General features: G+C 35.0%; 23 protein-coding genes. 20 read left to right on the plus strand and 3 right to left on the minus strand.

The genetic code is table 11. The annotated features are described in order from the left end of the window. Window positions 1-2 precede the first annotated feature (2 nt). From coaD to eno, 4 genes are all read left to right on the plus strand, one after another. A complete protein-coding gene (gene coaD, locus BZ25_RS00870) occupies window positions 3-491 on the plus strand; it encodes a pantetheine-phosphate adenylyltransferase (protein WP_012209509.1) in 489 nt (162 codons plus the stop codon). Window positions 492-623: 132 nt separating this feature from the next. Further along, window positions 624-1,217, plus strand: coding sequence for a translation elongation factor Ts (tsf, locus tag BZ25_RS00875; protein ID WP_121515393.1), 594 nt, complete (start codon window positions 624-626; stop codon window positions 1,215-1,217). A 98-nt stretch (window positions 1,218-1,315) separates the two neighbouring features. Further along, complete coding sequence (pyrH, locus tag BZ25_RS00880) at window positions 1,316-2,014, plus strand: UMP kinase (RefSeq protein WP_121515394.1); 699 nt, start codon at window positions 1,316-1,318, stop codon at window positions 2,012-2,014. Window positions 2,015-2,092: 78 nt separating this feature from the next. Further along, entirely contained in the window at window positions 2,093-3,391 is a 1,299-nt protein-coding gene (gene eno, locus BZ25_RS00885; protein WP_121515395.1) for a phosphopyruvate hydratase, read from the plus strand. Window positions 3,392-3,487: 96 nt separating this feature from the next. Here the strand turns inward: eno and BZ25_RS00890 are convergent, their stop codons facing one another. The 3 genes from BZ25_RS00890 to BZ25_RS00900 are packed head-to-tail and all read right to left on the minus strand — an operon-like array spanning window position 3,488 to window position 5,400. Continuing rightward, window positions 3,488-4,558: a hypothetical protein gene (locus BZ25_RS00890; protein ID WP_121515396.1), complete on the minus strand. Its 1,071-nt coding sequence runs from the start codon at window positions 4,556-4,558 to the stop codon at window positions 3,488-3,490. A gap of 9 nt (window positions 4,559-4,567) precedes the next feature. Further along, window positions 4,568-5,077, minus strand: a complete 510-nt coding sequence (locus BZ25_RS00895) for a hypothetical protein (RefSeq protein ID WP_012209514.1) — start codon at window positions 5,075-5,077, stop codon at window positions 4,568-4,570. Beyond that, on the minus strand, window positions 5,077-5,400 hold the full coding sequence (locus tag BZ25_RS00900; protein ID WP_012209515.1) for a hypothetical protein: 324 nt from the start codon (window positions 5,398-5,400) through the stop codon (window positions 5,077-5,079). Before BZ25_RS00900 ends, BZ25_RS00895 begins: the two co-directional genes overlap by 1 nt. 263 nt (window positions 5,401-5,663) lie before the next feature. Between BZ25_RS00900 and BZ25_RS00905 the strand changes: the two genes are divergently transcribed. From BZ25_RS00905 to BZ25_RS00980, 16 genes are all read left to right on the plus strand, one after another. Beyond that, window positions 5,664-7,022 (plus strand): uracil-xanthine permease family protein, encoded by a 1,359-nt coding sequence (locus BZ25_RS00905; protein WP_121515397.1) that lies wholly within the window; start codon window positions 5,664-5,666, stop codon window positions 7,020-7,022. Between the two features lie 256 nt (window positions 7,023-7,278). Next, window positions 7,279-8,745 carry a phosphoribosylaminoimidazolesuccinocarboxamide synthase gene (locus BZ25_RS00910; protein ID WP_121515398.1) on the plus strand — a complete coding sequence of 489 codons (1,467 nt, stop codon included), beginning with the start codon at window positions 7,279-7,281 and terminating at the stop codon, window positions 8,743-8,745. 1 nt (window position 8,746) lies between these two features. Next, entirely contained in the window at window positions 8,747-10,009 is a 1,263-nt protein-coding gene (locus tag BZ25_RS00915; RefSeq protein ID WP_121515399.1) for a threonine synthase, read from the plus strand. A 96-nt stretch (window positions 10,010-10,105) separates the two neighbouring features. Further along, complete coding sequence (locus tag BZ25_RS00920; protein WP_121515400.1) at window positions 10,106-11,308, plus strand: YgeY family selenium metabolism-linked hydrolase; 1,203 nt, start codon at window positions 10,106-10,108, stop codon at window positions 11,306-11,308. Between the two features lie 14 nt (window positions 11,309-11,322). Beyond that, on the plus strand, window positions 11,323-12,678 hold the full coding sequence (hydA, locus tag BZ25_RS00925; protein ID WP_121515401.1) for a dihydropyrimidinase: 1,356 nt from the start codon (window positions 11,323-11,325) through the stop codon (window positions 12,676-12,678). Window positions 12,679-12,706: 28 nt separating this feature from the next. Further along, a complete protein-coding gene (locus BZ25_RS00930; protein ID WP_103065751.1) occupies window positions 12,707-13,717 on the plus strand; it encodes an ornithine carbamoyltransferase in 1,011 nt (336 codons plus the stop codon). A 119-nt stretch (window positions 13,718-13,836) separates the two neighbouring features. Beyond that, a complete protein-coding gene (locus BZ25_RS00935) occupies window positions 13,837-16,029 on the plus strand; it encodes a xanthine dehydrogenase family protein molybdopterin-binding subunit (protein WP_199676816.1) in 2,193 nt (730 codons plus the stop codon). Then, window positions 16,026-16,904: a xanthine dehydrogenase family protein subunit M gene (locus tag BZ25_RS00940; protein WP_121515403.1), complete on the plus strand. Its 879-nt coding sequence runs from the start codon at window positions 16,026-16,028 to the stop codon at window positions 16,902-16,904. The genes BZ25_RS00935 and BZ25_RS00940 overlap by 4 nt, the downstream gene beginning before the upstream one ends. A gap of 43 nt (window positions 16,905-16,947) precedes the next feature. After that, window positions 16,948-17,421 carry a (2Fe-2S)-binding protein gene (locus BZ25_RS00945; RefSeq protein WP_121515404.1) on the plus strand — a complete coding sequence of 158 codons (474 nt, stop codon included), beginning with the start codon at window positions 16,948-16,950 and terminating at the stop codon, window positions 17,419-17,421. Between the two features lie 5 nt (window positions 17,422-17,426). Next, window positions 17,427-18,794: an 8-oxoguanine deaminase gene (locus BZ25_RS00950; RefSeq protein WP_121515405.1), complete on the plus strand. Its 1,368-nt coding sequence runs from the start codon at window positions 17,427-17,429 to the stop codon at window positions 18,792-18,794. Between the two features lie 17 nt (window positions 18,795-18,811). Continuing rightward, entirely contained in the window at window positions 18,812-20,143 is a 1,332-nt protein-coding gene (gene ssnA / locus BZ25_RS00955) for a putative aminohydrolase SsnA (protein WP_121515406.1), read from the plus strand. Then, a complete protein-coding gene (locus tag BZ25_RS00960; RefSeq protein WP_121515407.1) occupies window positions 20,085-21,002 on the plus strand; it encodes a xanthine dehydrogenase family protein subunit M in 918 nt (305 codons plus the stop codon). The genes ssnA and BZ25_RS00960 overlap by 59 nt, the downstream gene beginning before the upstream one ends. Further along, entirely contained in the window at window positions 20,999-21,493 is a 495-nt protein-coding gene (locus tag BZ25_RS00965; protein ID WP_103065756.1) for a (2Fe-2S)-binding protein, read from the plus strand. Before BZ25_RS00960 ends, BZ25_RS00965 begins: the two co-directional genes overlap by 4 nt. Next, the gene (locus BZ25_RS10505; protein WP_121515408.1) at window positions 21,480-22,751 is read left to right on the plus strand and encodes a xanthine dehydrogenase family protein molybdopterin-binding subunit; all 1,272 of its coding nucleotides are present in this window, start codon (window positions 21,480-21,482) and stop codon (window positions 22,749-22,751) included. Before BZ25_RS00965 ends, BZ25_RS10505 begins: the two co-directional genes overlap by 14 nt. 2 nt (window positions 22,752-22,753) lie before the next feature. After that, window positions 22,754-23,749 carry a xanthine dehydrogenase family protein molybdopterin-binding subunit gene (locus tag BZ25_RS10510; protein ID WP_121515409.1) on the plus strand — a complete coding sequence of 332 codons (996 nt, stop codon included), beginning with the start codon at window positions 22,754-22,756 and terminating at the stop codon, window positions 23,747-23,749. Further along, window positions 23,739-24,293 carry a nucleoside-triphosphatase gene (locus BZ25_RS00980; protein ID WP_121515410.1) on the plus strand — a complete coding sequence of 185 codons (555 nt, stop codon included), beginning with the start codon at window positions 23,739-23,741 and terminating at the stop codon, window positions 24,291-24,293. Before BZ25_RS10510 ends, BZ25_RS00980 begins: the two co-directional genes overlap by 11 nt. Window positions 24,294-24,295 lie beyond the last annotated feature (2 nt).

The following is a 24,295-nucleotide window of genomic DNA, read 5'->3' on the forward strand; positions in this document are numbered from 1 at the left end:
TAATGGGAATTAGGGACGCAGCTTATCCAGGAAGTTTCGATCCAATAACCTTTGGACACGTTAATATAGTGAAAAGATCGATTGAAAGATTTGACAATCTTTATGTTGTTGTTGTGAATAATCCGAACAAAAAGTATTTGTTTTCTCTCCAAGAAAGGATTGAAATGGTAAAAAAAGATTTAGAGGATATACCAAATGTTATTGTTGAGTCTTTTGACGGTCTGTTGGTAAATTACCTAAAAGAGAAAAAAATTTATAATTTAATAAGAGGCTTAAGAGCGGTCAGTGATTACGAGTATGAACTTCAAATGGCAAACGCGAATCATATGCTTTTTCCTCAGTTAGAAATTTTTTTTCTCATGGCTGATACTGATTTCTCTTATATTTCTTCATCTATGATAAAAGAAATTGCATCTTACAACGGAGATGTTAGTAAGTGGGTTTCTAAGTTCGTCGAATTGAAGTTAAAAGAAAAACTATTAAAAAAATAGTAATAAAACAATAATTTTCTTATTTTAATATTCAATTAATTGTGTTAAAATAAATTAGTTTTAGCCAACGGTTGAGATTTCAAATACTCAAATTTATTAAACATTAATAATAAGCATTAGGAGGTATTATAAGTGGACGTATCAATTGAAAAGATAAAGAATCTTAGAACTTCAACGGGGGCAGGAATGTTAGATTGTAAAAATGCTTTGGAAGAGGCTGATGGAGATATAGATAAAGCCGTAGAAATCCTGAGAAAGAAAGGTGCCATAAAAGCTGCTAAAAAAGCTGGAAGAGTCACCAACGAAGGTATCGTGTACTCTTATATTCATCATAATGAAAAGATAGGTGTTCTTTTATTATTAGGTTGTGAAACAGATTTTGTGGCTAGGACTGATGATTTCCACGATTTAGCTAAGAAGATTTCACTACAAATTGCTTCGATGAATCCAAAGTGGATTTCAAGGGAAGATGTACCTCAAGAAATTATCGATAAAGAAAAGGAAATTTACCTTGAAGAGTTAAAAAATTCCAACAAGCCTGACAATATTAAAGAACAAATTGTAGAAAATAAATTAGGAAAATTCTACAGTGAAAATTGTCTTCTTGAACAGGAATATGTTTTTGGAGAAGGGGAAAGCATCAAAGACATTATTAATTCTATGATTGCTAAGGTAGGAGAAAATATAACAGTGGATAAATTTGCAAGATTTGCAATTGGTGAATGATAAAAAGGTGGAGTCTTCCGCCTTTTTGCTTTATTTATGGAGTATATACTTTTTCTTTCAACTATAAGGCTGCATGCTCTTATTTAAAAGGAGGCCCTATGTACAAAAGAGTACTATTAAAATTAAGTGGGGAAGCTTTGAGTGGTGAAAGTGAAAAAGGATTTTCTGAACAAATGTTAACATATCTGGTGAACGAGATCAAGAAAATCCACAGTTTAAATATAAAATTGGGTATAGTTACAGGAGCTGGCAATATTTTTAGGGGGAAAGAGCTGAAAGATTTCCAAATTCAAATGGCAGATCAATTAGGGATGTTGGGCACCGTCATTAATTCACTCTATCTTAAAAATCTCTTCGAAAAGAATGGTTTGAAAAGTATTATAGTTTCCCCAATTGTTAATTTACCTTCTGTACTGCCACTTAAATACGATTTTATTGAACAATATTTTGAAGCTGGTTATATTGTGTTATTTGGTGGCGGAACTTCCAACCCTTTGTTCACTACGGATACTGCTGCAGCATTGAGAGCGATAGAAATGAATGCAGATATACTTGTTAAAGCCACCAAGGTTGATGGAATATACGATAAAGATCCAAAATTATTCGAAGATGCCAAAAAATACAATAATATAACGTATGAACAAGCAATTAAAGAGCAAATAAAAGTAATGGACACGGAGGCTTTTTCAATATGTGAAAAAAATAATCTTTCCATATTGATTATCAATTTTTTCAAAGAAGGGAACTTGCTTAAAGCTGTAGAAGGAGAGAATATAGGTACAAAAGTCGATCACTAACAAATTCTTCTTCAAGCACGAGTTCTATTCGAGGTTTAACGAAATATTAAATAATAAATTTCTGGAGGTGTTTTTTAGATGGAAAAGTTTTACGATGAAATAGTATCAGTAAAAGCAAGAGAGGTATTGGATTCGAGGGGAAATCCAACTGTTGAAGCAGAGGTAACTTTATCTACAGGTGTAACTGGTTCAGCTATTGTTCCTTCAGGTGCTTCAACAGGTAAATTTGAGGCTTTAGAATTAAGAGATGGTAATAAAGATTATTACATGGGAAAAGGTGTTACTAAAGCCGTGAACAACGTAAACAACATTATTGAGCAAGAGGTTGTTGGATTGAATGCCTTTGATCAAGTCAATGTTGATAAAGTGATGCTGGATTTAGACGGAACAGAAAACAAAGAAAATCTTGGCGCTAATGCAATATTAGCTGTTTCTATGGCAGTGGCAAGAGCTGCAGCTAACTCCTTGGGACTACCTCTTTATAAGTATTTAGGAGGCGTGAACGCCAAAGTTTTGCCCGTACCAATGATGAATATAATAAACGGGGGACAACACGCCGATAATAATCTGGATATTCAAGAGTTCATGATTATGCCTGCTGGATTTAATTCATTTAAAAACGCTTTGAGGGCAGGGGCTGAAGTCTTCCACAATTTAAAAAATATTTTGAAAAAAGAAGGGCACATAACTTCTGTTGGAGATGAAGGTGGTTTCGCTCCGAATTTAAATTCCAATGAAGAAGCTATAAAATACATAATTAGAGCCATACAAGCTGCTGGTTACGAACCTGGTAAACAAATTTTTATCGCCATGGATGCCGCAGCTTCAGAGTTTTACAATGAAGAAACAAAGAAATACTCTGTTGATGGAAAAGAAATGAGTGCTGCTGAATTAGCCGAGTATTATATATCGTTGATTGATAAATATCCTATTAAATCATTAGAAGATCCTTTCGATCAAGATGACTGGGAAGGTTACTCTGAGTTCACCGCAAAAGTGGGAGACAGGGTACAAATAGTTGGTGATGACTTATACGTTACTAATGTTAAAAGATTGCAAAAAGGTATAGATTTAAAGGCTACAAACTCTATTTTGATCAAATTGAATCAAATAGGGAGTGTAACCGAGACTCTAGACGCCATTGAATTAGCCTATAAAAATAATATGACCGCCGTTGTATCTCATCGCTCAGGAGAAACGGAAGATTCTTTTATTGCCGATTTGGTAGTAGCTGTAAATGCAGGTTTTATCAAGACTGGCTCACTTTCTAGAACCGATAGAATAGCGAAATATAATCAATTGTTAAGAATCGAAGACGAGCTTGGTTCAACTGCACAATATAGAGGCTTGAATGCTTTTTATTCAATTAAAAAGTAATAAATATCCAATTAACTAAAAAAAACCGGTGATTTATTATTTCACCGGCTTTTTAATAGATATATTTGTTATAATACTTGAACGAAATTAATTTTATCATACAAAATCAATCCTTTTCACTAGATAATTTTTCTCCTCCAATTTTTCTATGAGATACTGGGTTTTCAATTTAAAATACGCAGAGTTATTCTCCAATTCAAAACTTATATAAATTTCCTTCTCAAAACTTTGTATATTTGCATCTATAACCCCAAAGTTATTAGTCAAAAGAATTAAATTCAACTTTTGGTTCATTGCCTCTTGCTGGTAATTTTTTGAATTGTTTTGATATTCTCTATCAATTGCTAAAAATATAGGCATCCCAAAGATAGAAAAAAACATCAGTGGTGTTTTTATTTCTAAGCTAAGATTTTTAATAGTTAGGTAAGAATTTAATGTTTTATCCACTATGTTATGTTTTATAGAAGTTTTGGATTCATATTTATTAAGTAAACTATTCTTATCTTCTTCCTGCAAGGTTAATAATTCTTTCATTAATCTTATCTCATTCTTAGAGAAAAAATCTAAATTATCCTTTTTAGAAATATAGGCTCTTATCATATCAACAATTTTGACCGCAGAGTGAGAAGGTGATAAAACGGAGTTTAAGTTATCTTTAAAAGATTTTAGAAGTGAATTTACTATTTTTTCGGTTAGTTTTTTAAAAGAAGTAAACTCGTGGGGTTCTAAATTATCAAATTTTAATTTTTTTAATTGTTCGTTTAAAGTTCGAGAAAACTCTGCGAGCCATACCGACGCTTTAATATTTTGGGTTTCAGTGAAGTTAGGAGATTTAAGGTTAACGGCATCAATATTTTTAAAGTTTGGAAATTTCAAACTTAATTTTATGCTGTCTTTTGATGCCTCCCCCAAATATTTCATCTTAATTGGAGCATCCATATTATGTGTTTTATCTTGAAAATTTAAATTTACCCTAACACCTGTTTGAAAATTTTGAGTGCTTTGATTTTCTAGAAGGAAAAGAAAATTTCTAACTCCAACTACAACTAAATTATTCTTAGAATAGAGAACTGTTCCTACGAATCTATTAATATTATTTTTTTTAGCGTAATCGTATAAAAAGGAATTATTTTGAGAAAGGATTAAACTCAACAAATTGTCATACATTTTTATTACCTACTCTTCAAGATCATCAAACAAACCCATTTCCAAAGATTTTTTAACAGATTTATACCGTTTGATTTTTGAAGTAACCAACTTCTCGGAAGTAAGCAATTTCTCTTTCATCATTATGTATCTAACTTTATTGGGGGCAGTGAAGTACCAGTTGTTAAAAGACGAAGAATATTCAGGCACGTTTATTTTGTATTTTGTTCCGATTACCGCTCTTGACTCTATTTTTTCTATAGCTTTAATTTTTTTAAAATAAGTAATTGCATTTTGTGTTCTTCCAATGCTAATGTTCAAATTTGAAGCTATTTCACGCACACTGGTATGGGTAACTGTATGATCGTATCCAAGTCCGTAGCTCATGTTGTACAAGTATAAATATACCTTTGCAAAAGACGACGGGGTTAGTTGCAAAATATACATAAGTACCTTTTCTGGTATTTGAATAAAAGGTCTTACAGGTCGATATTCAAACAAATTTACGTTAGTATCTTTTTCCCCTCTCGTTCTAGGCATTAGCTTTTTTCCTCCCATTCTTCTTTACCTATAATTTCCGCGTTTTCTAAGGTGTATTCTTTTAATTTATAATTCCTATCGAAAGTGGCAGAAAGGTGTATTCTGTTAAAACATTTTGAGCCAATATATTCTTTATTTATTTTGTACTCCCCTGTATCGTAATCCGTAATAAAATCGTAGCCTTTTCTAAGATAACTTCTAAATTTCTCTCCACATTTTGAACATTTGAAATATATAACTAATGCATTTTTTTCATCGTAAAAAACATTGTTATTAGAGGTTTTTGAATTATCTGACTTATTTCTTTTAAAAAAGTTAAACATTACGACTGTCCTCCTTTTCGAACAATTAAATTATTTTTAAAACTGTACAATTACTTCTCAATCTATATTGAGATTATATCATAATTTATACGTTAAGTTAAATATATCAGATTATGGGGAATTATAAAAAAATAACAGGAAGTAAAAACGATTAAACCCATTAATCTATAAAAAACTTTACTTGCGAATAAAGCAAAACTAAAGTATAATTAAAGTTAATGTTTAAGTAAAAATCCTATTCATTTTCAAAGGGGTGATTATTAATGGGAGATAGCACAGAAAAGACTACGGAAGAAGAAAAAGGAACAGAAGTTTTATACAAACTTGAAGACAAACCTCCGTTTTATGCAACGGTTGTTCTGAGTATTCAGCACATGTTAGCTATGTTCGTTGGTATCATTACTCCACCTTTGATAATCGCGGGGGTAGTGGGCTTGGATCCTCTAGAAACGGGATATTTCGTCAGCATGGCTTTGATTATTTCCGGGGTAACTACTTTTTTTCAAGTAAAACAATTAGGACCTTTTGGTAGCGGTCTATTAGCAGTACAAGGGACAAGTTTTACATTTGTTCCTATGGCGATTGTCGCTGCAAACGTAGGAGGATTACCTTTAGTCTTAGGTATGGCACTTATTACGTCCCCGGTTGAGATGATTTTGAGTCGGTTTTTAGCTCAAACTCGCAAGATATTCCCTCCTGTAGTTTCTGGTACAGTTGTAATGTTAATAGGTTTAGGGTTGATAGAAACAGCCATAACCGACATTGGTGGAGGAGTTGGAGCTATTGATTTTGGGAATGTGCAAAATTTAGCCATAGCTTTGTTCGTATTAATAACCATAGTGATTGCAAATATATATGGCAAAGGCATCATAAAAGCTGGGGCGGTGGCTATTGGTTTAGTTGCAGGATATCTGGTTGCAATACCGTTGGGTATGGTGGATTTTGCTCCGATTGTAGAAGCTGGATGGGTAACAGTCCCTATCCCATTTAAATATGGGCTATCATTTAATTGGGCACTTATCATTCCTTGGATTTTAGCATATATTATTACTACAATTGAAACAGTAGGTGATTTGACAGCTATTGCTGAAGTTAGTGGCGAACCAATTGAAGGCAAAATTCACGATGAAAGATTAAAAAGAGGAGTTTTATTGGACGGTGTAGGGAGTGCTTTAGCAGCTGTTTTTAATACTCTTCCTAACACAACTTTCAGTCAAAATACTGGAGTTATTCAATTTAGTAAAATTTCTAGTCGAGTCGTTGGCTACGGTGTGGCAATTGTTTTGATACTATTAGGTGTCTTTCCTAAAATTGGTGCTTTAGTAAGCGTTATGCCTAAACCTGTTTTAGGAGGTGCTACTATAGCTCTCTTTGGAATGGTAGCGATGGCAGGTATGAAAATTGCAACAAAAGGTGGACTAAGCGATAAAAAAATGTTTATATTAGCTTTTTCTTTAGCTTTGGGATTGGGAGTTACATTTAGGCCCGACATAGTGAACCAATTACCAGAATGGATGGCTGTTGTCTTTTCTTCTAACATTACTGTTGGATTTTTAACCGCTTTTATTTTAAACCTCTTGATACCAGAACCAAAAAAAGAAAAGAATGGATATAAAGCTTAAGTTTACTTATTGCCACTTATGAATAAAGTTGATTATTCATGATTATTCCCGTTTATTGTTCTTTATAGACAACTAAAAAAGATTAATTTGATTTATCAATGAAAATCAAATTTTATTATTTGGTCAAAAAGATGTATAATAATAACTTAACGAAGAAAAAAGGCTTTGATCTTGAAAGTACATCACTGTGAAGCCTTTTTGATTCCAAGTATGAGAACATATCTAAAAAATATTTAAAAGACCTAGGAGGAATAAGATGATAGATTTTACTATGGACAAAGAGGTACTCGAAAAAGCAGTAGAAAGGGCTATAGAGAATAATATTATTATACCTACCTTTGCACAGATGCGAGATCCAGCTTTGATTCCTGATAAAATCAAACAACAGCTAAAAAATATAGGTTTATGGGATGTTAATTCATACAACTTATTTAGAATTACATGGAAAAACGAACCAGTTCCAAAAGGTGGTTTATATGGTGATGTAAATTACTTTGAGTTACCATCTGAATTAACGGGCGTTAAAGCTCGAATCGTGGCATTGGTAGGTAAATGGTTCCCAACCGGCTCCCACAAGGTTGGTGCCACCTTTGGGTGCCTTGTACCAAGGCTTGTAACCGGTCAATTTGATCCTACTACTCAAAAAGCCGTTTGGCCTTCAACAGGAAATTATTGTCGCGGAGGAGCTTATAACGCCCAGCTTTTAGGATGTGAATCCATAGCTATATTGCCTGAAGGTATGAGTAGAGAAAGATTCGAATGGTTATCAAAAGTTGCGGGGGAAGTAATAGGAACACCCGGAAGTGAGAGTAACGTAAAAGAGATATTCGATAAATGTAATGAATTAAAGTCTACTCACGACAATGTGGTTATTTTCAACCAGTTTGATGAAATGGGCAATCGTTTGTGGCATTATGTAGTTACAGGTCCCGCTATGGAAGAAGTTTTACAAAAAATCCTGGGGGATAAAGACAGATTGGCAGGAACCGTCCTCACTTCAGGATCTTCTGGAACGTTGGGTTCAGGAGAATATTTAAAATCTAAGTACCCAAATAGTAAATTAGCTGTCTCAGAGGCACTGCAGTGTCCCACTTTATTATACAACGGATTTGGTGCCCATCGAATTGAGGGCATAGGAGATAAACATGTGCCTTGGATTCATAACGTTAAAAATACCGATATGGTTATGGCAATAGATGACAATGATGCTATGAATTTAATAAGGCTTTTCAACGAACCTGAAGGGAAAGACTTTTTAAGAAAACAGGGAGTCTCTTCGTCGATAGTAAATAATTTATCTTTACTGGGAATCTCTTCTATTGCAAATGTTCTTTCCGCTATAAAATTTGCCAAATACTACGAATTAACAGATAAAGATGTTGTGATGACCGTATTCACTGATTCAATGGAATTATACGATTCTAGGCTTAAAGAGTTACAAGAACAAAAAGGTAAATATTCTGAACAGCAGGCTGCTGTAGATTTTGAGAAGCATCTAATGGGGGTAAAAACAGACTTTATTCAGGAACTGAGTTATTATGATAAAAAAAGAATACACAATTTAAAATACTATACTTGGATAGAACAGCAGGGTAAAGAATTAGAAGAATTGAACGAGCAATGGTACAACGATGAAAAATATTGGGGTAATGCCTTTGAAATTGCAGACAAAATCGATCAATTAATAAATGAATTTAACAAAAAAACTGGATTATTAGGCTAAATTGGAGGGGAGAAAACTGAAATATGTAAAAAATTTGGTTTGTATTTCTTGTGGGGAAAAATACGAAGCTTCACCAACACAATATCTTTGCCCAAAATGTGGAGAAAAAGGTATTTTAGATGTTGAATACGATTACGAAAAGATAAAAAAAGATTGGAATAAGCAAGATTTAAAAGCAAATCCTGATCCATCTATATGGAGATATTCACCACTCTTACCAATAGATCCTAACACCCCTAAGCCCCCCTTGAGAGTGGGAGGAACGCCTCTATATAAAAGTAATGTTATGGCAAAACTACTAGGTGTAGAAACTCTTTACATAAAAGATGATGGTTTAAATCCAACAGGGTCACTGAAAGATAGAGCGTCTGCTATAGCCGTTGTAAAAGCACAAGAGGCAGGCATGAACATCGTTGCCTGCGCTTCTACTGGGAACGCTGCCTCTTCGTTGGCGGGGAACATAGCATCTATGGGAAATGAAATGAAGGCTGTTATTTTTGTTCCCTCGCGAGCCCCGATTGGAAAAGTTACTCAGCTATTGGTTTTTGGAGCTTTAGTTTTATCCGTAAAAGGTTCTTATAAAGAAACTTTTTATCTATCACAACAAGCTATTGATAAGTGGGGCTGGTATAACAGAAACGCTGCGATAAACCCCTACTTAGTTGAAGGTAAAAAAACTTCTTCAATTGAAATCGCTGAACAATTAAATTGGGAAATGGTTGATTGGTTAGTTTACTCCGTGGGTGATGGCTGCACAATAGCAGGTGCTTGGAAAGGTATGTATGATTTAAAACAAATAGGATTCATCGATAAACTACCAAGGCTATTAGGGGTGCAATCTGAAGGCTGTGCGCCAATTACTCAGGCATTTAAAAGCGATACAGATCTTGTTCCAGTTCCCGAAAATACCATCGCTGATAGCATTGCTGTTGGAAAACCTCGAAATTATATAAAAGCTATTAAAGCAGTTAAAGATTCAAATGGTGATATGATCAATGTAACAGATGATGAAATACTAAATATGATAAAAATTTTAGGAAAGAATACTGGCATTTTTGGTGAACCTGCAGGAGTTGCAGGAGTGGCTGGTATAAAAAAGGCTGTTGAAAACGGCATAATCAAACCTTCTGAAAGTGTTGCAGTTGTTGTTACTGGGAACGGTCTGAAAGATATTAAAAATACTGAAAAAGCAACGGGCGTTCCTTTGTCTTTAGATCCGAATTTAAATGAATTATCTCGACTATTAGAAAGATATAATTTTTAATAACTTGTTTAATAGTTGAACGAAATTTATTTTTATCATAAAAAAAACAGCAATAAGCAATAAAACTATCAGATAAAAGGGGGTTCATTAAAATATATGAATTACCAACAAATACTATCAAAAGCCAAGGAATACAAAAAAGACATGACCAGATTTCTTAGGGACATGATTGCTATTCCAAGTGAAAGTGGAAATGAAAAAGATGTTATTTTAAGAATTAAAGAAGAGATGGAAAAAGTTGGTTTTGACAGAATAGATATTGATCCAATGGGGAACATTTTAGGTTACATTGGCCACGGAAAACACTTAATAGCTATGGATGCTCATATAGATACAGTAGGTATTGGAGATATAAATTTATGGAATTACGATCCTTATAAAGGTTACGAAGACGATGAAATTATCGTTGGGAGAGGAGCTAGTGATCAAGAAGGTGGAATGGCTTCTATGGTTTACGGAGCTAGGATTATAAAAGATTTAGATTTATTTGACGATTATACGCTTCTAATTACTGGAACAGTTCAAGAAGAAGATTGTGATGGACTTTGTTGGCAATACATAATTGAAGAAGATAAAATCAAACCCGAATTTGTCGTTATTACCGAACCAACTTCGTGTAATATATATAGAGGCCAACGTGGGCGGATGGAAATAAAAGTTTCTACGCATGGTGTTAGTTGCCACGGTTCAGCACCTGAAAGAGGAGACAATGCTATTTATAAAATGGCGGATATTGTTAAAGAGTTACCAGTACTACATACTTGTTTAAAAAATGATGATTTTTTAGGAAAAGGTAGCTTGACAGTTTCCGAAATTTTCTTCTCTTCTCCTTCTAGATGTGCGGTTGCAGATGGTTGTTCTATATCCATAGATAGGAGATTGACTTGGGGAGAAAGTTGGAACGATGCTTTAAAAGAGATTAAAAATTTACCTTCATCCGAGAAACATAACGCTGATGTGGAACTTTACACCTATGAAAAACCATCCTACACGGGATTAATATATCCAACACAAGCATATTTCCCAGCTTGGGTATTACCAGAAGATCATCCTGCTTGTAAAACTCTCAAAGAAGCGTATCAAAACTTATTTGAAGAAAAGCCGTTGGTAGATAAGTGGACTTTTTCCACCAATGGTGTTTCCATAATGGGAAGATATGGAATACCTTGTATTGGATTTGGTCCTGGCCATGAAGATCAGGCACATGCTCCCAACGAAAAAACATGGAAAAGTGAATTGGTGAAGGCCGCTGCAATGTATGCATGCATACCTAAGTTGTATACACAAAAATACTTGTAAAAGGAAGGATTACGGTGTTAATCAAAAACGGTATCGTAGTTACTGCCACAAAAACTGAAAAAAAAGACATTAGAATATTGGACGAAAAGATAAAACAAATAGAATCTAACTTAACTCCTTTTATGGATGAAGAGGTAATAGATGCAAGCGGAAAGTATGTTTTCCCTGGAATTATAGATAGTCATACTCATTTTAGTTTGCACGCTAGAGGTACAACCAGTATAGATGACTTCTACTGGGGAGGGCGATCAGCTGCTTTAGGTGGAGTAACTACACACATAGATTTTGCTGATATGGAAGCTACGTCTTTGATGAAAGGATTAGAAAATAGATTAGAAGAAACTAGAGATTCCGTGATTGATTTTCATTTTCATATAGTTATTAACAACAACTTCAACCCACTTAAGCAAAATCATCAGCTTAGAGAGATTAGAGATTTTGGAATATCTAGTTTAAAAGCATTCACTACCTACAAAAATATATATATGCTGTCTTCTGACAAATGGGAACCTTTATTTAAAGCAGCTTCAGATAATGACTTAATAGTAGCTGTTCATGCTGAAGATAATGAAATTATTGAAAAAAATATTATCAAATTCCAGAAAGAGAACAAATTAGATGTTCAATACCATCCAGATTTAAGGTCAAGTGAAGCTGAGCAAAAGGCTGTTAAAGAAATTTGTGAGATTGCTCATAAAGCTAACGCTTCGTTATACATCGTACATCTTTCATCTGAAAAAGGCTATCAGGTTGTAAAAGATTACAAGAAATTAGAAGATTTTAAATTGTATGTCGAAACTACTCCTCATTACCTTTTATTAACTAGGGAATTATTAAAAGGCTCTAAAGCTAGACTTTATCTTATGACTCCTCCATTGAGGGAAAGAGAAGATAACGAAGCTTTGTGGGAAGGGGTAAAAAAAGGTTTTATAGACGTAATTGCCACTGATCACTGTGCATACGATGCAGAACAAAAATCAAAAGGTGAAAATTCGTTGGATGTATTTCCTGGTATTCCAGGAGTAGAAACACTTCTTCCATTGGTTTATACATACGGAGTAAATAAAGGTTTAATTTCTATTAACCGATTGGTTGAGCTGCTTTCCACCAATCCTGCAAAAATTTTTAAATTATATCCCCAAAAAGGAACAATAGCTGTAGATTCAGACGCTGATTTAGTTATTTTCGATCCAAATTTTAAGGAAGTATTAAATAGTTCTAACACCCATTCAAAAGCTGGATACACTCCTTTTGAAGGATTTGAAGTAGAAGGAATTCCTATTACAACTATTTTAAGAGGAAAGGTAATCGTAAAAGATAGAAAATTCCTAGGAGAAAAAGGATTTGGAAGATTTATAAAAGCAATATAATCATATCAATCATATTGGAGGAGATAAAATGAATACACTTTTTAGGGGAAAGGATTTTATAACTACACAAGAATGGAGTGAAGAAGAATTAGAAACAGTATTTGAAGTATCCAAAGAACTTAAATTAAGATTTGCACTAGGAGAACCTACGGATCATTTGTTGAGATCAAAAACTATCTTTATGATGTTTTTCGAACAATCTACACGAACCCGAAATTCTATAGAAGCAGGTATCACACAACTTGGTGGACATGCTCATGATCTGACACCAGATAAGATGCAACTTTCTCACGGTGAATCCGCAAAAGACACCGCAATTGTGTTGAGTCGATTCGGCCATGCTATAGCCATAAGAAACTGTTTCTATGGAATTGGAAACAAATATATCAGAGAAGTGGCAAAATATTCCGATGTACCTGTTATCAACCTTCAAGATGACATTTATCATCCTTTACAAGGATTGGCGGATTTGATGACAATAAAAGAAAAATGTGGTAATGATCTTAGAAATATTAAAGTTACTATATCTTGGGCTTACGCTACATCCCATGCAAAACCTTTGTCCGTCCCTCAAACTCAGGCATTATTATTTACAAGGTACGGAATGGACGTGACTATAGCCCATCCAAAAGAATTTCCACTTATGTCAGAGATCCTAGAACAAGCAAAGCAAAACGCAGAAAAACATGGTGGAAGTTTAAAGTTCACAAACGATATGGATGAGGCATTCGATGGAGCTCAAATTGTAATTCCAAAGAACTGGGGTGGGTTTTTAGGTGTTGAAAATCCTGATACGGATGAAGGAAAAAAACAGATGAAAGAAAATCTTGAAAAACACAAAGATTGGATCTGTGATGAAAGAAGAATGTCATTGGCTGATAAAGATGTTCTTTATATGCACGCGATGCCAGCAGACAGAGGCAAAGAAGTAACTGATCCTGTCATTGATGGACCTCATTCAATAATATATGACGAAGCAGAAAACCGTTTACATACAGCAAAAGCAATTATGGCTTTGACTATGGGAGGAAGACCCTGATCTCTATTTGGAGGTGAACAATTATTTTTAAAAGTGTTAATCAACCAAAAAAAAGAATCGACGCATACGAAAAGGTAACCGGAAAAGCGAAATTTGCTGATGATTTAGAATTTCCGAATATGTTGTATGCAAAAGTACTTAGATCTAAGTATCCTTCTGCAAGAATATTGAACATATACTTAGACGAAGCTAAAAAGATTCCTGGTGTAAAAGTAATTATAACGGCAAATGATATACCCAACAACGAATTTGGCGTCATTATCCCCGACCAACAAGTGTTGGCTAAAGAAAGGACTTACTTCATAGGAGATGGAATAGCGGTTGTTGCTGCGGAAACGCTAAAGTCAGCAAAAAAAGCAGTCGAAAGTATAAAAGTTGAATACGAGGAGATCCCAGGAATTTTTGACCCCTTAGAATCTAAAAACGCGCCATCTATTCATGAAGATAAAGACAACAATCAGGTCATTCACCACAAACTCAGAAAAGGCAATGTAGAAGAAGGTTTTAAAAGATCAGATATAATTTTGGAAAGAGAGTATAAAACTCAATTTATTGAGCATGCCTACATGGAACCTGAGGTCGTAATTGCCGTTCCTTATGAGAACAATAGTGTAGTTACAATATATGGGTCAGTACAAAATCCTTTCGCTTGTCGTAACGCGGTGGCTTCGGTTCTTAAAATTGGATTCAATCAAGTTAGAATAGTTCAAAATCACATAGGTGGCTCTTTTGGTGGTAAAGATGAGGTAATTTCTTCTATGGCTGCTCGAGCTGCTGTTCTGGCTTTGAAAACCAACAGACCTGTAAAGTTAAAAAACACAAGGGAAGAATCAATTATTGAAAGTTATAAAAGGCATCCTTACAATATGAGGTACAAAGTAGGGGCTACAAAAGAAGGCAAGTTACTGGCTATGGAAATAGAGGCGATCGCAGATAGTGGAGCTTACGCCTGCCAAACTCCTTTTGTTACTTGGAGATCTGTTGTTCAAGCAACGGGCCCTTACGAAATCCCAAATGTAAAAACAGATACTTATGGATATTATACCAACAACGTATATACGGGAGCCATGCGTGGATATGGCTCTCCTCAAGTTATATTTGCCAATGAATCTCTCATGGATGAATTGGCTCAAGAACTCGGGATGAACCCTTTTGAACTTCGATTAAAAAATATTTTTCATGACAATTCAGAAACAGCAAGTGGTCAAAAACTAGATAATCACAAAGTTAGCCTTGAAGAGGTAATAAAAAAGGCTGCGGATTCGATCAATTTTTTAGAAAAGTACAAAGAGTACAGTCGAGAGCAAAAAGGCGATAAAAGAAAAGGAATAGGAATGGCTATAAGTTACAGAGGTTGTAGCTTAGGAGCAGAAGCAGTTGATGCAGCTGGTATTATATTATCAATACAAAAAGATGGAACAGTATATCTTTACAGCGGCTTAGCTGAAAATGGACAAGGTCTAAAAACAGTCTTTTCTCAAATTGTAGCCGAAGAATTGGGGATCGATATTGAAAAGATAAACTTCATGGTTGTCGATACATTAGTTTCCCCAGACAGCGGTTCTACGGTAGCTTCTCGTGCAACGTTGGTTGGAGGGAATGCATCACTCGACGCCGCTAAAAATCTTAAAAAGAAATTAACGGATTTTCTTGTAAAAAAATATAATCTATCAGAAAAAGAATTAATATTTAAAGATAATTCAATTTATACTCCAGATCAAAAAAAGATCATTTCCTTTGATGAAGCTGTTTCCCAAGCTTACAACTCTGGTGTATTTTTATCTTCATATGGTTGGTACAAAGCGCCCGAGATAAGTTGGGATGAAGAAACTGGGCAAGGCAGACCTTATTTTACATATGTTTATGGATGTCAGATAGCCGAGGTTGAAGTTGATATAGGTACAGGTGAGATAAAAGTGCTTAAAATGGTAGCTGCTCACGATGTTGGAAGGGCCATCAATCCTGCGAATGTTTTAGGTCAATTTTATGGTGGAATATCAATGGGCCTCGGATATGGGATCATGGAAGAGTTGGATATAAACGAGGGATACATCAATAACACGAATTTTGACGAATATTTGATACCCACAGTTAAAGATATGCCTGATATAACTCCTATTATCGTTGAAAATCCTGATCCTAATGGACCTTACGGTGCAAAATCTATAGGAGAACCTACCTTGGAGTTAGGGGCAGCTGCAATAGCAAATGCAGTAGCCCAGGCAACTGGAAAAAGAATAAGATCTTTGCCTATAAACTTAGAAAAAATACTGGTAGGTCATTCTTTGAAAAAAGGAAGGAAGAAAAAATGATTGAATATGATTTTTTAACCGCTAAAGATGTTGATTCTGCTTTAGAATATTTGCACAAATATGAAAGTATAAAAGTAATAGCTGGTGGGACTGATTTACTGGTAGATATACATAAAGAAAGTTCAAGATTAGAAAAATTTGATTATATTTTAGATATTTCTAATATCAAAGCTCTTCAATTCATAGATGAAACAGAAGATTCTGTAGAGTTAGGACCTTTGTGTACACATACCATGTTGATAAATTCAAAAATTATCAATAAATATTTCCCGTTTCTTGTAACAGCAGCAAAAAGTATAGGGTCTACCCAGATTAGAAACAGAGGTACCGTTGGAGGAAATATATCCAACGCCTCTCCTGCAGCTGATTTAATACCTCCTTTGATGGCTTTAAATGCCAAAATAGAGCTAGGCTCTGTGAATGGAAGAAGACTCATACCGTTAGATAATTATATTATTGGTCCTTACAAAACCAGTAAAAATCATGACGAACTTCTAACTAAAATAATAATACCAAAGGTAGATGAAAATTACCGTTTTAGTTTTCAAAAAATTGGAAGAAGAAGAGCTTTGAATATAGCAAGATTGAACTTAGCCGTAGTTGCAAAAATAAATGAAGAGGATCTAAAAATTGAAGATATAAGAATCGTTCCAGGTTCCGCAACACCCTTTCCAGTAAGATTTAAAAGCATAGAAGAGGAAATACTAAATAAAAAATCTAACGAATTAAATTTAGAGGAACTCGCAAATAAAATTGGCGATGAAATGGTAAACATAACTGGTGAAAGATGGTCTACTCCTTACAAAAAACCAGCCTTGGGGGCAATTTTCAAAAAGGCTATTATAGAGATAACAAATTCAAGTGAAGGTTGTTAAATTAGATTGATTGAAACTTAAGTTGATGGAGGTATTCAAAAAAATGGGAAAAATTGAAGTAACGCTCTATGTGAATAATAAAAAAGAAGTATTACAAGTAGACCCAACGGAGCGACTTCTTGATACTTTACGCAATCAATTGAAATTAACTAGCGTAAAAGAAGGTTGCGATGTGGGAGAATGTGGCGCCTGTACAGTTATTTTAAATGGCGAGGCTGTTCATTCTTGTTTAGTTTTAACTGCTCAAGTTGATGGTTATGAAGTTTTCACCACAGAGGGGTTGGAAGTTAATGGAAAATTAGATCCACTGCAACAATCTTTTATTGATCATCAAGCTGTTCAATGCGGTTTTTGCACCCCTGGTATGCTGATGTCTGCTAAAGCTTTATTGAATAAAAATTCTAATCCCTCAAGGGAAGAAATAAAAACTGCGATAGAAGGGAATCTCTGTAGATGTACCGGATATCAACAAATAGTTGAAGCGATAGAAGCAGTTACACAGAATAAGAAAGGGTGATATCTTTGTCGAACATATTAATAAAAAACGCTAAAGTTATTATCACGATGAATGCAAACAAAGATCAATTGAAAGATCACGATATTTTAATTAAAGGAAACAAAATAGAGAAAATTGCTAAAAATATAGATTTATCAAACGAACAAATAGATGAAGTTATAGATGGTTCTAAATATTATGTTTATCCAGGGTTGATTAACACACATCATCATTTCTATCAAACTTTTACTAGGAACATTCCCCAGGTACAAAATGTGGAATTATTCGATTGGTTAAAGTTTTTGTATCCCATTTGGTCAAGATTAACACCAGATGTTGTTTATTATAGTACTTTAGTTGCAGCAGGGGAATTACTTAAAACAGGTTGCACGACATCAGTTGATCAATTTTATGTTTTTCCAAAGAATCAACCACCCGATCTTCTCGACAATGAATTTTATGCAGCAAAGGAAATCGGCATCAGATTACACGGTAGCAGAGGAAGTATGTCATTGAGTGAAAAAGATGGTGGCCTTCCTCCTGACTCGGTAGTTCAAACAGAAAACGAAATCTTGAAAGATTCACAAAGAATTATTGAAAAATTTCATGATCCTTCCCCATTTTCCATGCATAGAGTCATTCTAGCCCCTTGTTCCCCATTCTCTGTAACTTCAACATTACTTAAGCAATCTATTCAATTAGCAAGAGAGTATAGTGTGTGCAGTCATACACATTTAGCCGAAACAAAAGATGAAGAGAGATTTTGTATTGATACTTTTGGGAAAAGGCCATTAGAATACATGGAGAGTCTAGATTGGTTAGGCCCTGATGTATGGTTTGCCCATGGAGTTCATTTCAATGAAGAAGAAATAGATAAGTTGGCATTAACTAAAACAGGGGTTGCTCACTGTCCCGTTTCGAATTCAAAACTCGCCTCTGGAGCTGCAAATATCCCCTACATGTTAAAAAAAGGTGTAAAAGTTAGCTTAGCCGTTGATGGTAGTGCAAGTAACGACTCTTCTAATATGATTTTAGAAATGAAAACTGCTTTTCTGATGAGTCGACTAATCTACGGTATAAACGCTATCACTGCCGACGATGTCCTGCGTATGGCTACAAAGGGTGGAAGTGAAGTTATAAACCAACCAGAAATCGGAAGTTTAGAGGAAGGTAAGGCAGCAGATATGTTCTTAACCCGTTGGGACCGATTAGGTTATACAGGAGGTCTTTACGATCCTATTTCAATGCTCATTAACACTGGAGATTCTCAAATCGTAGATATGACAATCGTCAATGGAGAAATAGTTGTAAAAGATGGTGAGCTTGTCAAAGTCGATGAAAGAAAAATCATAGACAAAGCTAATGAACTTTCTAAAAGGATGGTCAAAGCCTGAAATTTGGAGGGAACAACATGTTGTTAATAGGTAACGCTACTATTCTCACCTTTGATGAAGAAATTCCTATAATTGAAAATGGTGCAGTATTAATAGAAGGAAAAAAAATAAAAGAAATAGGAGAAACAGAAAATTTACTTCAAAAATATCCAAACGCTATTTTCAAAAACGCCCAAGATAAAATTCTAATGCCTGGTTTGATAAACACTCACACACACCTGTACAGCACTTTCGCCAGAGGAATGAATTTAAAAACCGACATCCCTCCACAAAACTTTTTAGAAATATTAGAAAAATTGTGGTGGCGATTGGACAACACTTTAAACGAAGAGGATATTTATTACAGTGCGTTATTTGCAATCTTAGAGAACATAAAAAATGGTGTGACAACGATTTTTGATCATCATGCAAGTTTTAATTATATAGATGGAAGTTTGGACATCATTGCGCAAGCTGTCATGGAAACCGGTATAAGGGCGAATCTTTGTTATGAAGTATCAGATAGACATGGACAAGCTAAAAGCGATGCATCTTTAAAAGAAAATGAAAGGTTTATTAGAAAGATTAAGGATTCTGAGAACGATAAATTAGGTGGGATGATTGGATTACATGCTTCTTTTACTCTTGAAGACAGAACTTTAAACAAAGCCTCTGAGTTAGCTGACGAATTAAACGTTCCTTTTCATATCCATGTAGCAGAAGGGATAGAAGATTTGCAAGACAGTGTAAAAAGAGGTTACAAAGGTGTAGTCGATAGATTATCGAAATTTAAAATATTAAGACCTCATACCTTAGCTGTTCATAGTGTTCATATCAAGAAGGAAGAGATCCCAATATTAAAGGAAAGTGGTGCATACGTTGTTCATAACCCAGAATCAAACATGGGAAACGCTGTAGGAGCAGCTCCAATAAAAGATTTCTTTGATCACGAAATCCTAACCGGATTGGGAACAGATGCCTACACGCACGATATGTTCGAAAGCATAAAAGTTGCCAATTTACTCCAAAAACATCAATTAGGTGATCCACAGGCAGGATGGAGCGAAGTTTACAGCATGGGGTTTAACAATAATGTGCAAATTGCTTCCAACCTTTTAAACCTAAAAATAGGAAAGATAAAAGAGAATTTCCCAGCCGATTTAATAATAGTGGATTATATCTCCCCAACACCCGTTGAAAAAGACAACGTTTATTCCCACATCCTTTTCGGAATGAACGGTGGGTTGGTTGATACGGTTATTATAGACGGCAAAATTATTATGGATAATCGGGAGGTGACGGTTTTAGATTATGAAAGAATACACAGGAGAACTCGGGAACAAGCAAGAAGATTTTGGGAGAGATTCTGATCAATACTTTGCTCCTAAAACATTGAAAGAAGCTGCAGAAATACTTTCAAGATACAGCCCTAACATCAAAATCATCGCAGGTGGTACAGATGTTTTGGTAGATTACTTTGACCGTCTTTATGAAATAGAAAGGTGGTTGAGCTTAAAAAACCTCAATGAACTGAAAAAAATCGAAATCAACAATGATCTAGTTGAAATTGGTGCCTTAATCACCCACGATGAATTAGAAAAATCTGAGATTATACAAAGATATTTTCCGCTTATCAGCCAAGCAGCATGGGATGTTGGATCACCCCAAATCAGAAACATGGGTACCATAGGTGGAAATATTGCAAATTCTTCCCCAGCCGGAGATTTATTACCTCCTTTAATGGCATATGATGCAGTATTCAAACTAACTTCACAAAATGAAACTCGTGAAGTACCCGCACAAGAATTTTTTCTAGGACCTAAAAAAAACACACTTAGAAAGAATGAAATCATCGAAAAAATTATCATTCCAATACCCCAAAAACATACCTTTGGAAAATGGTTCAAAGTTGGTAAAAGAAATGCTTTAATAATTTCAAGTATCACGTTGGCTATTGTTGTGACCTTCGATGATAATGAACACATAAAAACAGTGAAATGTTGTCTTGGCTCTGTAGCCCCTGTTCCAGTAGAAATCTCACAAATTCAACCCTTGATGGTTGGCAAAAGGTTAAACGAATTAGACTATTCTCAAATTGCAAGGGTAGTTTCTGAAAATATTTCACCAATAGACGACATAAGAGGAACCAAAGAATACCGAATAGAAGTAGCAAAAAATCTAACAGTTAACGCTTTAAATGAAATAGAAAGGATGGTGAGGGTAGGTTGAAAATAAACTTTACCATAAATGGGAGTAAAAGAGAATGCAATGTAAATTCAACTACCCGATTGTTGGATTTAATTAGGGACGATTTGAATCTTACAGGTACAAAAGAAGGTTGTGGAAAAGGAGAATGCGGTGCATGTACCGTTATAATGAACGATAAGATCGTAGCCTCTTGTTTGGTACTTGCATATGAAGCCGATGGTGCAGATATAGTTACTATTGAAGGTTTGAGCAATAAAGATATTTTACATCCTATTCAAGAAGCTTACATTGAAACAGGAGCGGTACAATGTGGGTTTTGTACGCCTGGATTTATATTGGCAACTAAGAAACTTCTCGATGAAATTCCTAACCCAACGGAAGAAGAAATAAAAAGGGGATTATCCGGCAATATCTGTAGGTGTACAGGATACCAAAAAATAATAGACGCTGTTAAACTCTCTGTCACTAAAATCGCTGAGTATAAGCGAGGTGAGAAAGTTGAAGTCAAATAAATACGTAGGAGAGAATGTCTTTAAAGTTGACGCCAAGGACAAAGTAACCGGTAAAGCTATTTATCCCGATGATATATACCTTGAAAACATGCTCTATGTGAAAGTTAAACGCGCAACCCATCCACACGCTTACATCCAAAAGATCGATGTCTCTAAAGCAGAATCATTACCGGGGGTAATTAAGATTATAACCGCAAAAGATTATCCAAATTTGAAAAAGTTTGGATTGATAATAAAAGATCAACCCGTTCTGGTTGGGATAGGAGAGAAGACCCGTTTTATGGGAGACGCATTGGCAATAGTCGTTGCAAAGAGTAAAGAAATTGCCACCAAAGCGATTAATTTAATCAATGTAGAGGTTAAAGAATTAGAGGTAATTACAGATCCTTTCAGGGCAATGGAAGAAGACGCTCCAAAAATTCATGAAGATGGAAACATACTCGTCACTCACCAATTAAACAAAGGAGATATTAAAAAGGGATTTGATGAATCTGACGTAATAATAGAAAGAGAGTACAAAACACAGCATATTGATCAACTGCCTTTACAAGTGGAGTCTGGCGTAGCTGTTTACGACGAAAAAACTGGTGTAATAACTATTTGGGCAGCTACACAATGGCTTCATGATACACAAGCAGATATAGCCCAATCTTTGAATCTACCCAAAGAAAAAATCAGAATAATTCAACCCGTTATTGGAGGAGCGTTTGGTAGAAAAGAAGATATATCGGTTCATATACATTTAGCGTTGGCTGCAATGGTTACTAAACACCCTGTCAAATTAACTTACACAAGAGAAGAATCTATGATCGCTCAGTCTAAAAGGCATCCTCTATATATAAGGGCAAAAACGGGAGCTACCAAAGATGGAATCCTAAAGGCATGGGAGGTTGAAGTTGTAGGTGATACTGGGGCATATGCATCTAGTGGTCCTGCTGTTGTACATAAAGGTATGTACCATTGTACAGGTCCATACAATGTACCTAACGTTAAGGGCATCGCTCATACCGTTTACACTAACAATACATATTCTGGTGCTATGAGAGGATTTGGAGCAATGCAGATGACTTTCGCCTATGAATCTCAAATGAGCATTTTAGCAGAAAAGTTAGCTATGGATCCAGCAGAGCTCAGACTTAAAAACGCCTATCGAATCGGTTCTACTACGCCAAATGGTCAAAGACTTACACAAAGTGTGAATGTCGTTGAAACCATAGAAGAAGCTTTAAAGCTTTCCAGTGAGAAAGAGGGTGTTTGACAATGAAGAAAAAAGGTAGAGGTATGGCTACGATAATGTTTGGATATGGTTACGGTGAAGGATTTCCCGATTTTTCCCATGCGACGGTTGAATTTACCGATGATGAAAAGGTTTTGGTAGTAACCGCTGCTGCAGATGTAGGACAAGGAGTTTTAACGGTTGTCACTCAAATTGCCGCAGAAGTACTATCTGTTGAGGTTGAAAAAATAAAAGTTATTCAAGCTGATACCCATAAAACTATGAATGCTGGCTCAACCTCTGCAACCCGTCAAACCACCTTTACAGGGAATGCGGTAAAACAAGCGTGTGAAAATTTAAAGGGAAAAATATACCACTATGCGAGTTTAGAATTTAACAGTAATTATCCAGAATTAACTTTAAAAGATGGAAAAATCATCTACAATCCTAACCCTGAAAAATATCTTACTTACCGGGATTTAAAGAGAAAGGTGGAAGAAAAAGGAGAAATTTTGAAAGGTGAGTCAACGTACTTTCCTCCAACGTACTCTCCAGACCTAATATCCGGCCAAGCTGAGAAAGTATACGTTGCCTACACTTTTATGACTCAGGTTGTCGATGTTGAAGTCGATACAGTCACGGGAAAAGTTGATGTTAAGGATGTATACACAGCCCTTGATTGTGGAAAAGCTATTAATCCAAAAAATGTAGAAGGGCAGATTGAAGGTGGTACAGTGCAAGGAATAGGAATGGCCCTTATGGAAGAACAAGTAATAAAAAATGGGATCACGTTAAATCCAAATATGACAGGTTACCTGGTCCCAACTTCTATGGATGTTCCAAATTTTCATTCAGTTTTAATAGAAAATGAAGATGCTATTGGACCATTTGGAGCAAAAGGTGTAGGAGAACCAACAATCATGGCAGCCTCTCCTGCTATTGCCAACGCTATTTACGATGCCATAGGTGTCAGATTTTATGAGTTACCCATCACTCCGGAAAAAATTCTTAAAGCTTTAAAAGAAAAAGATGATGATTAAAAAGAATATTTTTCTTACAGGTTCCGTGGGTGTCGGTAAATCAAAGATTATAAGTAAAGTGATCAAGCAACTATCATTGAATATATCTGGTTTTTCAGTTGCTAGAGAAGGTAAGAAAAATAACTGGAGCTCATTTTATTTAATAGATGCATCTTTTCTTAACAAGGATGAACAACCTAGAAAAAATGAATTCAACAGATTTGCCTTCAGAAGTGATTACTCTAAAAATTGGGAGATAAATATTCGAGTATTTGACAAACTCGGAGTACAACTCCTTACAAACATCGACGATGTTGACGTAGTAATCATGGACGAATTAGGGAGATTCGAGTTAACTGCGTTCAAATTTCAAAAGAAAGTCATAGAAGTTTTGAATAGTGACAAGCCTGTTTTAGGTGTAATAAAAGATGAATCTAACGTATTTTTGGATGATATTAGGAATAGAAAAGACGTTCAAATATTTAGAGTGACCTTGGAAAACCGCGAAGAAGTTTACAAAGAGGTATTATTTTTGATAAAACAAATAATTACACTGAAGGAGTGAAT

The sequence above is a fragment of the Petrotoga sp. Shatin.DS.tank11.9.2.9.3 genome, from assembly GCF_003665005.1.
In the GTDB taxonomy this organism is placed as follows: Bacteria; Thermotogota; Thermotogae; order Petrotogales; family Petrotogaceae; genus Petrotoga; species Petrotoga mobilis.